Source organism: Bradyrhizobium sp. AS23.2, from assembly GCF_001908185.1.
Taxonomy (GTDB): Bacteria; Pseudomonadota; Alphaproteobacteria; order Rhizobiales; family Xanthobacteraceae; genus Bradyrhizobium.
Map to the genome: position 1 here is coordinate 1 of NZ_LGHM01000167.1, position 11004 is coordinate 11004.

Below are 11004 nucleotides of genomic sequence, written 5' to 3' on the forward strand. Positions count from 1 at the left end.
CGTCCACGACCTTCTTAGCCCCCAAACTCGCAAGCGCGACCAACTTAAAGCACGAAATGAAGAATGTAATTCTCGCCGCGTTTCGATCTTTCGTGTTTCTACACAGCCAGGGTCAAGACCGGCAAATCCCCGATCCCGATCAAGCGTAAGATTTCTGCTTAACCTCAAAAGCCGACGTCTGCGCCTTTGCGAGTACACGCTCTGGCTTAAGCCGCCGACGCGGACGGCGGCGCGAGCACCGAACAAATCGCCTGTGCGTCGCACGAGGCGCGCAGGCAAGCTCGATCAGGTCAATCGCGCGCGGATATCCGGTTTCAGGACCTTGCCGACCTTGGAACGCGGAAGATCATCCCAGACTTCGATCTGCTTCGGCGTCTTGACGCTACCGATCTGTCCCTTGACGAAGGCGGCGAGCGCCGCGGGGTTAATCCGATGGCCGGTCCGCGGCTGCACCACGGCCACGATCCGTTCGCCCCACTTCGGATCAGGCAGCCCGATGACCGCACAATCCTGCACCGCCTCGTGGGCGCGCAACGCGTTCTCGACCTCGATCGAGTAGACGTTGAAGCCGCCGGTGATGATCATGTCCTTGGCGCGATCGACGATGTAGAGATAGCCGTCGCCGTCGATATAGCCGATGTCGCCGGTGTGGTGCCAGCCATGCGCCGAGACCTCGGCCGTCGCTTCCGGATTCCTGTAATAGCCCTCCATGACGAGCGAACCGCGCACCACGATTTCGCCGCGCGACCCGGTCGGCAGCAGATTGCCATCGCCGTCCATGATGCCGGCGGTCACCAGCGGGCTGATCCGTCCGGCGGAGGCGAGGCGCTCTCGCGCGATGCCGCCGTCCGGATTGTAATGCCCGTCCGGCGGCAACATCGAGATCATCATCGGCGCCTCGGTCTGACCGAATAGCTGGGCCATCGGCCCGATCCGCTGCAAGGCTTCCTCGAGCCGCGCAGCGGATATCGGTGCGGCGCCGTACCAGAAGCACTGGAGCGAGGAAAGATCGCTTGAGGCGAGCTGCGGATGATCCAGCAGCATGTAGATCACGGTCGGCGGCAGGAACGTGTGGGTGACGCGATGGCGCGCGATCAGCGTCAGGAACTCGCCGATATCAGGATGATGCATGATCACGATGCGCCCGCCGAGCGTCATGATCGGAAAGCTGAGTACGCCGGCGGCATGCGTCAGCGGCGCCAAAGCAAGATAGACGGGCCGGCCTCTGAACGGGTAGCCCATGAGCGTCGACGCGGTCATCGCCTCGATGTTGCGCCCGGAGAGCATCACACCCTTCGGCTTGCCGGTGGTGCCGCCGGTGCCCGGTATCATCACGAGATCGTCGACCGGCTCACGTCGATAGACGTCGTCGGCAAGGCCATCGAGCCAGCGCTCGAAGGACGGCGCGAACGGCAATTCGAGATCGAGACAGACCAGCACGCGCAGCTTCGGCAGTTCATGCCGCACCGCCTCGACCATTGCGGCGAAGCTCGAATGAAACAGCAACAGGCTGCAATCGAACTGATCGAGAATGAACCTGTTTTCGGCAGCCTCGTTGCGCGGATTGATCGGACACCACACCGCGCCGGCGCGCGAAATGCCGAACACGCAACTGAAGGCGAGTGGATCGTTGCCCGACAGGATCGCGACCTTTTCGCCGGGCGCAACGCCGGAACGGTCGAGCCCGCGCGCAATGCGGTAGCTCAGCCGCTGCACCTCGCCATAGCTGAGATCGCGTCCGTCCATCGTGAGGCACGGCGCCTCAGTACCGAGCGAGACGCCTTTGTCCAGATAATCGGTGAAGCGCATGATCGTCCCTCATGTGGCGGGTGACGCCGTCGAGCGCCACCCGCCGGCGTTTCAATCGTGTACCGTCAGGATCGGCTTGCTGACGAGCCCGAAGCTGCGCAACTGTCCGAGCAGCTCGCGGTGGCCGAATGCCTGGCACCCGGACGCGAATCCGGTACGCCGCGGCGCCTGTTGCAGCAGCGAAAACGCCGCATAGGCCTGCAGCATGCCGGTTTGCTTGTAGTTGCAGTTGCCGTGGATCACGCAATGGGCGCGACCGAGCGGACCGGAGGCGTGGACCGAATCGATCGACGTGTTGACCCGTGGATTCTCGCGCGGTGGCATCGAGGCCTGCAGGGTGGCAGCGATGTCCGCCAGCGCCTTCTCCTGTTCCGCGGGCGGCAGTGGCTTGATCTTCTCCTTCACCATCTGCGTGGTCTGCACCACGCCCTCCATCACGGGACGGGAGAGAACGCCACCGAGCACGCGGCAGTTGCTCACGCGCGGATCGTTCTTGAACCAGACCGGGTGCGCGGTCCCGCCCCAGGGCACCGCGATCGCGGTCTCGTGCTGGCCGGGGACGACGACGTCCGCACGCGCGGTGACGTCCCATTCGACATACTTGTTCTGTTCGAGATAGTACCAGTTGGCCTTGAGAATGGTGAAGATCGTCTGCGTCGAGGCGTAGGTCGGAAGGCCCTTCCAGAACACCAGGATGTCGAGCGTATCCAAGCCTGGCGTCTCCAGGCAGATGTTGGCGGCGATTTCGCCGGTCGTGTACATCTGCGCGAGATTGGGCGACAGCAGAAGGCCCTTTTCGGCGAATTTGGCGCCCCAGCGCTCCTGCGCCTGCAACACCCAATCCTGTTCGCCCGTCGTATCGGTGTAGTGACATCCGGCCTGTAGCGCCGCTTCCACCACCTCCGGTCCGTATTTGATGAACGGGCCGACCATGTTGCTGACCACCCTGCTTCCCCTGAACAGTTTCGTCAGCGCCTCGACATTGTGCTCGACACCGACGATCTCGTAGTCGGCAGTCTCGATGCCCGGGATTTTCTCCACCACCGCCTTCACCTTGGCGGCGTCGCGGCCAGCCGCGATGAAGGGGATGTTGTATTCGCGTAAGTATTCGCAGACCAGGCGCCCGGTGTAGCCGGACACGCCGTAGACGACGACGGGCTTCTTCTCGCTCATGGCGATCCTCCGAAATGGTTGTCGTTGGGTTGCGGGCTTACATGCCCATGCCGCCGTCGACCGGCAGGCCGATGCCGGTGATCGAGCGCGCATCGTTCGAGCACAGGAAGACGGCGGCGGCGCCGATATCCCCGACCTCGGCAAGGCGCCCGAGCGGCGTTTGCTCGACCACGGAGCCGACGGCCGCGTTGACATCGGGCGCGAGGCCAACCTTGACGATGTCGTTGGCGAGCTGCAGGCCCATGTCGGTTGGAATCAAGCCGGGATAGATGCAATTGACGCGCACGCCGAAGCCGAGCTTGCCGGCTTCCATCGCCGCCACGCGCGTCATGCGATCGACCGCCGACTTGGTGGCGGAATAGACTGCGATGCTCGGAAAGGCGATCGTCGCCGCGACCGAGGCGATGTTGACGATCGCGCCGCCCTGGCCGGCGAGCCCGTCCGGCCGCATCGCGCGGAAGGCATGCTTCATGCCGAGCACCGTGCCGACGATGTTGACGTCGCACATCCGGCGCGCGTCTTCAGCCTTGATCTCGCTCACCAGCGAGGTGATCTCGATCCCGGCGTTGTTGATCAGAATGTCGTAGCCGCCGAGCGTCGCGACCGTCGCGGTAACAGCTTTTTCCCACTGCGCATCGTCGGTGACGTCGAGATGCACGAAGCCGGTCTTCACGCCGGCCTTGGCGATCTCGGCCGCGCTGGCCTTGCCTGCGTCATCAAGGATGTCGCCGATCATGACGGCTGCACCGGATCGCGCCAAAGCATGCGCGATGGCGGCCCCGATCCCGCGCGCCCCGCCGGTGATCAGGGCTTTGCGGCCCTCAAGATTCTTCTCGCTCATCGCACGTCCTCCCTTGGCTGATCTCTTGGCTGATCTGTTGGCTGATGATCGGTTTGGTGCGTGCTGCGATCGGCAGCACGGTGCCAGCAGACTGCGCCGTAACGGCGCAACGGCAGGCAAGTCCGTTCCGGCGGCGCGGCGCCGGCGGTTCATTTCCTCCGCTTGTCGACAGTCTTGACGACTGTCCAAATTCTTGTTGCGCACCGTCCTCCCGGAGCTTGACAGTTGTCAAGCTAAAAGTTTGACAGTTGTCAAAGAGGGTGATCTCTAGGCGATGGATCACGATATGAACGTCGTGACGAAGAGACGGAGGAAAGTGCGGAATGGCGCGGCGAGCGACAGGAGCGGCCCAGCGCGTGGCCGTGGCAGAGGTGCCGCGGGACGAGAAGTTCAACGCGCGGCGGATCGAGCTTGCGGAAGCAGCGCTCGAAACCCTCGGTGAGCTTGGCTTCGCGCGCACCAGCCTGCGCGAGATCGCGCAGAATTCGTCCTTCACGCACGGCGTGTTTCACTACTACTTCAGCGACAAGCTCGACCTCATCTGCTGTTGTGTCCGGCACTACAAGGCGAAGTGCGTAACGCGATATGACGAGGTGGTCGTCTCGGCACGGAGCCGCGAGGAGTTGACCGAGGGGTTTCTGGCCAAGCTCGCCGCGACGCTCGAGACCGAAGCCCCAATGCACCGGCTCTGGTATGACCTGCGCTCGCAGGCGATGTTCGAGCCAGCCTTTCGCAAGGACGTGCTCGAGATCGACAAGAGCCTGGAAGCGATGATCTGGCGCGTCGCGTCGCGCTATGCCGAACTGAGCGGCAGGCAACCGGTCTCGTCCCCCCGCTGCGCTCTATGCGCTATTCGACGGCCTGTTTCAGAGCGCGTTGCTCAGGCACCTCGCCAACGACACGAGGGCCGTTCCCGAACTCCTTGCCGAGGTACGACGTCTGCTGCCGACGATCTGAGCTGATCAGTAGAGCATGATCCGGAAAAGTGTGGAGCGGTTTTCCCTCGCGACAAACGCGGAACGCGTTTGTGCGGAGATCATGCTCAAACAATAATCTAAAGCGCGATGACGATTCATCGCGCTTTAGCGCTGCGCAGCTTTGCTGCGAAGGCCACATCGCGATGAAGGGTTACGCCGCGGTCGCCGGCGGCAGCGCGAGCACCGAATAGATCGCCTGCGCATCGCGCGAGGCGCGGAGCTTCTTGGCGATGTCCTGGTCGCGCAGCAGGCGGGCGATGCGCGCCAGCGCCTTGAGGTGATCGGCGCCGGCGCCTTCCGGGGCCAGCAGCAGGAACACGAGATCGACCGGCTGGCCGTCCATCGCCTCGAAATCGATCGGGCGATCGAGGCGTGCGAACAGGCCAAAAATCTTTTCCAGCTTGGGCAGCTTGCCGTGAGGAATGGCGACGCCGTAGCCGACGGCGGTGGTGCCGAGCTTTTCCCGCTGCAGCAGAACCTCGAAGATCGAGCGCTCGTTCTGGCCAGTGAGCTCGGCGGCCTTGGCTGCGAGTTCCTGGAGCGCCTGTTTCTTGCTGTTGACCTTCAGTGCCGGAAGAATCGCCTCGGGCGCGACCAGATCGGTAATCGGCATGGAAGTTTTCCGAGGTGAATTAAACCGTCAGGTTCCGAAATGGCCAGCTTGGAAAGAACCACGCCGGGCCGGCGGCAAGAACGTGAAGCAGGAGGGGGACTTAGCCCCGGTCCTGATGTGGGGCGCTTCTACTCCAACGCAATCCCGGTGCCAACTCCCGCGTGCAGCTTTGCCCCGATGATTGTTAAGGGCTGCGGGCGGTACCGGGCCCGGTCTCGGCCCTAATCGCCTGCTTTTCCGGCCGCCTTGGATCCCGGCGGGTCGATCCAGCCGACATTGCCGTCGGCCCGGCGGTAGATGATGTTCACCCGGCCGCTGGAACCGTGCTGGAACACCAGGCAGGGAGCCCCGCTGAGGTCGAGTTCCATGACCGCCTCGCTAACCGACAGCGCCTTCAGCGAGGTGGTGGCCTCGGCGATGATGACGGGGCTGTAGCCGGTGACCTCGTCCTCACCCTCCGGCGCCTCGAGCACATAACTGGTGGCATCGAGGGCAGCGAGGGCGGCGGAGGCGACGTGGGCCTTGCGGGCGGAACGGTCCTTGAGCCGGCTCTTGTAGCGCTTGAGCCGCTTCTCGATCATCAGCAGCGCCTGGTCAGCGCTGGCGTAGGCGTCCGACGCGTTCGAATCGGCCTCAAGCGTAATCCCCGAATCGAGGTGCAGCGCACAGTCCGTTCGGAAGCCGAAGCCGTCCTTGCTCAGCGTGATATGGCCGGAATAATTGCCGTCGAAATATTTGCGCAGCACCTCGTCGGTGCGGTCGGCAACGCGGCCGCGCAGGGCGTCGCCGACGCTGATGCTCTTTCCTGAAATTCTGAGAGTCATGTGATGCCTCGCTTGGTTTGCCCTAGCTTGGATCGGTCTCGATGGGAGATTGAGAGTAACGCGATTTGGCGCGAGCGCAATCAGGCCGGCTCGGTGTTGCGGGAGCGATCGGACAGTGCGGTGGAGAGGACGTTACCAAGAGCGCTCTGTTTGTCGCGACGGCGTTGCACCGAGGAAGGAATGCGCATGGCTTCGCGGTACTTCGCGACCGTGCGGCGGGCAATATCAATGCCCGAGGCGCGCAACCGTTCCACGATGGAATCATCCGAAAGGATCGCGGAAGGCTCTTCCGAATCGATCAGCTGCTTGATGTGGTGGCGAACGGCTTCCGCGGAGTGTGCCTCGCCGCCGTCGGCCGAGGCGATCGAGGCCGTGAAGAAGTATTTCAATTCGAATGTGCCGCGATTTGTCGCCATGTATTTGTTGGCGGTAACACGCGACACCGTGGATTCATGCATCTGGATGGCGTCGGCGACGGCCTTCAGATTCAGCGGCCGCAGGTGCGCCACGCCATGGGTGAAGAAGCCGTCCTGCTGGCGCACGATCTCGGTCGCAACTTTCAGGATGGTGCGGGCGCGCTGGTCGAGCGCGCGCACCAGCCAGGTCGCGTTTTGCAGTGCGTCGGTGAAATAGGACTTGTCACCGTCCTTGCCGATCTTCTTCGACAGCTCGGAATAGTAGGTCTGGTTGACCAGCACACGCGGCAACGTGTCACTGTTGAGCTCGACATGCCAGCCGCCATCGGGACCCGGGCGGACATAGACGTCCGGCACCATGGTCTGCAAACGGGCCGAGCCGAACTTCATGCCGGGCTTCGGATTGAGCCGGCGGATCTCGCCGATCATGTCGGCAATGTCCTCGTCGTCGACGCCGCAGAGCTTGCGCAAGGCCCCGATGTCGCGCTTGGCGAGGAGATCGAGATGCTCGACCAGGGCCTGCATCGCCGGATCGTAGCGGTCGAGCTCGCGGAGCTGGATCGCCAGACATTCGCTCAGATTGCGCGCGCAGACGCCCGGCGGATCGAATTTTTGCAGCACGGCAAGAACGTCCTCGACGTCCTGCTGCGAGGCGCCAAGACGCTCGGCGGCCTGGCCGAGATCAGGCGGCAGGTAGCCGGCCTCGTCGACGAGGTCGATCAGGTACTGGCCGATCATGCGCTGCGCGGGCCCGGTGAAGGCAACGGAAAGCTGCTCGGCGAGATGGTCGGCGAGCGTGGTCTCCGCGGCGACGAACGCCTCGAGATTGTAGTCTTCGTCCCCGGAGGCGCCGCCGCCCCACTCGGTGTAGACGCTCGGCGCCGCGTCCTGGGCATTGCGCGCCGCGGCCTCGGCCGGTTCCTCGGAGAAGACGTTGTCCAGGCCCGTGTCGAGGGTCTGCTCGATCTCGGCGCGGGTGCCGAGATCCTTGCTCATCCATTCTTCCTGGCCCGGCTCGAAGGCGGTACCGCTGCCGCCAAAGCCGTCATCGCCGTGACCGTCGCCTTGGCCATCCTCTTGGCCACCGGACTCATCGCCATCGCCGAACTGGCCGATCTCGGCCGGGGCTTCGCCCGCGGGGGCCTCGTCATTGGCCCGCTCCAGCAGGGGGTTCCGCTCGAGCTCCTCTTCCACGAACGTCGTGAGATCGAGATTGGACAATTGCAGCAGCTTGATCGCCTGCATCAACTGCGGCGTCATGACCAGCGACTGCGATTGCCGGAACTCTAATCTCTGCGAAAGCGCCATGAAGCAAGAACCGTTCCCAAAAATTGGTCCGATTTTTGCTTATCCTAGTCCAAGCCCGATGTACACGTCTTGACGGATCGGAAAAACGGGCTAGAGGCGGAATTCCTCGCCAAGGTAAAGCCGGCGAACGTCCGGATCGGCGACGATCTCATCCGGACTCCCCTCGGTCAGGATTTCACCGGCGTAGACGATATAGGCGCGATCGGTGAGGCCGAGCGTCTCACGCACATTGTGGTCGGTGATCAGCACGCCGATGCCGCGATTGGTGAGATGGCGGACCAGGTCCTGAATGTCACCGACCGCGATCGGATCGATGCCGGCGAAGGGCTCGTCGAGCAGCATGTAGTTCGGACGCGTCGCCAGCGCGCGCGCGATCTCGACGCGGCGCCGCTCGCCGCCGGACAGCGCGATCGACGGCGATTTCCGCAGGCGCGTGATGTTGAATTCGTCGAGCAGCTCATCGAGCTGCTGCTCGCGCTTCTTGCGCGAGGGCTCGACCACTTCGAGCACGGCGCGGATGTTCTGCTCGACGGTGAGGCCGCGGAAGATCGAGGCTTCCTGCGGCAGATAGCCGATGCCGAGCCGCGCGCGCTGGTACATCGGCAGTTTCGTCACGTCATGGCCGTCGAGCTCGATCGCGCCACGATCGGCCTTGATCAGCCCGGTGATCATGTAGAACACGGTGGTCTTGCCGGCCCCGTTCGGGCCGAGCAGGCCGACGGCTTCGCCGCGGCGCACATAGATGCTGACGCCGCGCACCACCTGACGGCTGCCGAAGGCCTTTTCCACGCTATGCACAGCCAGAAAGCCCGGCCGCCGCAGCAGCTGCGGCCCGCCGGCGCCGTTCGGCCTGGCGGCGCTCCTGACGGGGTGAACTGCCTGCGGTCGCGACGGCGGCTCGGCTTGGTAGTCGGCTTGGAACTCGGCCTGGAACTGATCGGGCGCGTGCATTGGCTGGTCACGGGCGATCGGCGGCGCATCCCGCACCGGGCTGGTCACGAGGCCCCCGACGCTGTCACCGAGCGCAGTGATGTCCTGACGCGCAAATCCTGGCCGGCCGCGCTTGGCGGGGCGCCGACGGAACATGCTGAATAGATCGACCATCCCCGCCTTCTAGCCTTCTACGGTGATCCTGCGCGGTGCTCGCGCGAGCTGCCGCGCCGGCCTCTCGATTTGCCGACGCAGCGTGAATGAAGGGATGTCTCATGCCCAGTGAAACAAGCCCGAAAAGCGGCGGACCCCGCTTCGAAAGCCCTTGGCGCTAGATACAGTCTCGCCGGGCAAGCTTCAACCTCGGATCGGCCGCACCCGAGCCAAGCCATTGTATTTGCGTACGAAATTTACTTTTGTTTACCTGCGCCGGGCAATTGCAGCGGCGGGCCCGCACCGGGCTTGGCTGGACCGCCCGGACCGCAATCACTGCCGCCGCCTTGAGGCAGCAGCGCCTGCACCCGGCCGCTGTCGGATTCCACCCGCGACACACCTGTCGTCATGTCGACCATCAACCGGTCGCCGCGCAGCACGTTCTTGCACTGCGTCAGGACCACGCCGCCGAGCATGGTGATGAGGTTGGTCTTGGTGTCGAACACGGCGGTCTCGCCTGTCACCACCTGGTCCTTCTGGGTGACCACGACATTGCCGCGCGCTTCCAGCCGCTTGATCGAGGAGCTGCCGCCGGGCCCCGGTGTCGCCGACTGCATCGGCGCGGCCTTGGCCCCTTTCGCAGCCGTGGGCTGAGGCGTAGCGGGCTTGTCGCCGCCCGACTCGTAAAACACCACCAGCGTCTTCGAGGTCATGGTGGTATCGCCCTGCACGACCTTCACATTGCCGGCGAAGGTCGCTTCCTTCTTCTTGTCGCGCATCTCGAGCGAGGCGGCTTCGATCTGGATCGGCTGATCGCGATTCTGCGAAAAGCCCTGCATCGCGTTGGGCACGCCTTGCATCGTGCTCTGCGCGATTGCCGCACCCGTCAGCCCGATGCCGACAGCGAGCGCGGCCGCACGGAGGATGGCGCGACGCTTTTCTTCGCTGCGCGGAAAAAACCTGATCATGAAAATCATCTTGAATTGGCGGACTTGTTTTGGGGCGCGCGCGGCTTCGTCGGCGGCGCGGGTTCGACGGGCGCAGGCGGAGCGGCGGCACCGTCGTCCAGCTTGTCCAGATGCATCACCACATTGCCTTCGAAGCGGATGACCTCGCCGCCTTCCGTGATGCGCAGCCGATCGGCGGTCAGCGTTCCGTTGGTCAGCTTGACGTCGACATGGTCATCCGACGAGACCGTGCCCTTGCCCATGTCGACGAAGGCCGAGTTCAGCCGCGCCTCGTAGCCCGTCGAGGTGCGCAGGAAGATGTCCTTGTGCAGGTCGAGCTGCTGCTGCTTGTTGTCGAAGCGGCCGGTGCGGGCATCGAGGAACAAAGTGGATTGATCCTCCATCAGCACCTTCGCGCGCAGATCCGAGAGATCGACATGATCAGGGTCGGTAATGTCCTGCGTCGCCGCCTTGGCCCAGAGCTCATAGGGCCGCCGGTCCGGCGTGTAGCCGGCCAGATGCGGTGATTCCATGGTGATCTTGGTGCCCGACACCACCATGTTTCCGGTATCGATCGGCAGCTTCGGCATCAGCATTCGGAACGGATTGAAGATCGACACGCCGACGATGGCGGCCAAGGACAACAGCACCGCACCCGGCACGGCGATGCGCAGAATCCGCACCAGGCGGCTGTGACGTGCCGCGCTGGCGAACTTCGCCGCAAGCGCGGCATCGTAGGTTGGATTCTGGGCCGAATTCACCTGAGCTCCCGAGGTGTCGCTCGCCTTGTCCAGTTAATGGGCGCCGCATTCTACCCGGCACCGGCTGAATATGCAGCCCGGGACAGGCCGTTACGAAAGTGTCCGAAACGGGGCGGCAGCTCCAACCTGGCTGCCGCTCGAGGCGGTGTAGGTTATTGTTTGAGCATGATCTTTTCGGAAAACCGCTGCACACTTTGCGCTAACGCGGCCCTTCGGGTCCGGATCATGCTCTAGGAATGCGCGAAAATGTCC

The 11004-nt window shown here is 63.8% G+C and carries 10 protein-coding genes; 1 reads left to right on the top strand and 9 read right to left on the bottom strand.

The features are described 5' to 3' along the window. Positions 1-285: 285 nt before the first annotated feature. The 3 genes from AC630_RS32480 to AC630_RS32490 are packed head-to-tail and all read right to left on the bottom strand — an operon-like array spanning position 286 to position 3823. The gene (locus AC630_RS32480) at positions 286-1809 is read right to left on the bottom strand and encodes an acyl-CoA synthetase (protein WP_074122525.1); all 1524 of its coding nucleotides are present in this window, start codon (positions 1807-1809) and stop codon (positions 286-288) included. A 51-nt stretch (positions 1810-1860) separates the two neighbouring features. After that, entirely contained in the window at positions 1861-2982 is a 1122-nt protein-coding gene (locus AC630_RS32485) for a DUF5938 domain-containing protein (protein WP_074122526.1), read from the bottom strand. A gap of 37 nt (positions 2983-3019) precedes the next feature. Continuing rightward, positions 3020-3823 carry an SDR family NAD(P)-dependent oxidoreductase gene (locus AC630_RS32490; RefSeq protein ID WP_074122527.1) on the bottom strand — a complete coding sequence of 268 codons (804 nt, stop codon included), beginning with the start codon at positions 3821-3823 and terminating at the stop codon, positions 3020-3022. 323 nt (positions 3824-4146) lie between these two features. On the opposite strand from AC630_RS32490, the gene AC630_RS32495 reads away from it, so the two are divergent. After that, positions 4147-4785, top strand: a complete 639-nt coding sequence (locus AC630_RS32495) for a TetR/AcrR family transcriptional regulator (protein ID WP_245330583.1) — start codon at positions 4147-4149, stop codon at positions 4783-4785. 166 nt (positions 4786-4951) lie between these two features. On the opposite strand, the gene ptsN is transcribed toward AC630_RS32495, so the two are convergent. The 6 genes from ptsN to lptC all read right to left on the bottom strand — a co-directional run bounded on the left by ptsN (position 4952) and on the right by lptC (position 10752). Then, entirely contained in the window at positions 4952-5413 is a 462-nt protein-coding gene (gene ptsN, locus AC630_RS32500; protein ID WP_074122528.1) for a PTS IIA-like nitrogen regulatory protein PtsN, read from the bottom strand. A gap of 221 nt (positions 5414-5634) precedes the next feature. Further along, positions 5635-6237, bottom strand: a complete 603-nt coding sequence (hpf, locus tag AC630_RS32505; RefSeq protein WP_074122529.1) for a ribosome hibernation-promoting factor, HPF/YfiA family — start codon at positions 6235-6237, stop codon at positions 5635-5637. An 80-nt stretch (positions 6238-6317) separates the two neighbouring features. Then, positions 6318-7961 (bottom strand): RNA polymerase factor sigma-54, encoded by a 1644-nt coding sequence (gene rpoN, locus AC630_RS32510; protein WP_074122530.1) that lies wholly within the window; start codon positions 7959-7961, stop codon positions 6318-6320. Between the two features lie 90 nt (positions 7962-8051). Next, complete coding sequence (gene lptB, locus AC630_RS32515; RefSeq protein WP_074122531.1) at positions 8052-9065, bottom strand: LPS export ABC transporter ATP-binding protein; 1014 nt, start codon at positions 9063-9065, stop codon at positions 8052-8054. A 236-nt stretch (positions 9066-9301) separates the two neighbouring features. Then, entirely contained in the window at positions 9302-10012 is a 711-nt protein-coding gene (locus AC630_RS32520) for an LptA/OstA family protein (protein ID WP_074122533.1), read from the bottom strand. 5 nt (positions 10013-10017) lie between these two features. Beyond that, positions 10018-10752, bottom strand: a complete 735-nt coding sequence (gene lptC, locus AC630_RS32525; RefSeq protein WP_074122532.1) for an LPS export ABC transporter periplasmic protein LptC — start codon at positions 10750-10752, stop codon at positions 10018-10020. Between the last annotated feature and the right edge of the window lie 252 nt (positions 10753-11004).

Coding starts and splice junctions, on each gene's coding strand:
- hpf (WP_074122529.1), bottom strand. CDS start 6,237: ATGACTCTCAGAATTTCAGGAAAGAGCATCAGCGTCGGCGACGCCCTG.
- AC630_RS32485 (WP_074122526.1), bottom strand. CDS start 2,982: ATGAGCGAGAAGAAGCCCGTCGTCGTCTACGGCGTGTCCGGCTACACC.
- rpoN (WP_074122530.1), bottom strand. CDS start 7,961: ATGGCGCTTTCGCAGAGATTAGAGTTCCGGCAATCGCAGTCGCTGGTC.
- ptsN (WP_074122528.1), bottom strand. CDS start 5,413: ATGCCGATTACCGATCTGGTCGCGCCCGAGGCGATTCTTCCGGCACTG.
- AC630_RS32480 (WP_074122525.1), bottom strand. CDS start 1,809: ATGCGCTTCACCGATTATCTGGACAAAGGCGTCTCGCTCGGTACTGAG.
- AC630_RS32495 (WP_245330583.1), top strand. CDS start 4,147: ATGGCGCGGCGAGCGACAGGAGCGGCCCAGCGCGTGGCCGTGGCAGAG.
- AC630_RS32490 (WP_074122527.1), bottom strand. CDS start 3,823: ATGAGCGAGAAGAATCTTGAGGGCCGCAAAGCCCTGATCACCGGCGGG.
- lptB (WP_074122531.1), bottom strand. CDS start 9,065: ATGGTCGATCTATTCAGCATGTTCCGTCGGCGCCCCGCCAAGCGCGGC.
- AC630_RS32520 (WP_074122533.1), bottom strand. CDS start 10,012: ATGATCAGGTTTTTTCCGCGCAGCGAAGAAAAGCGTCGCGCCATCCTC.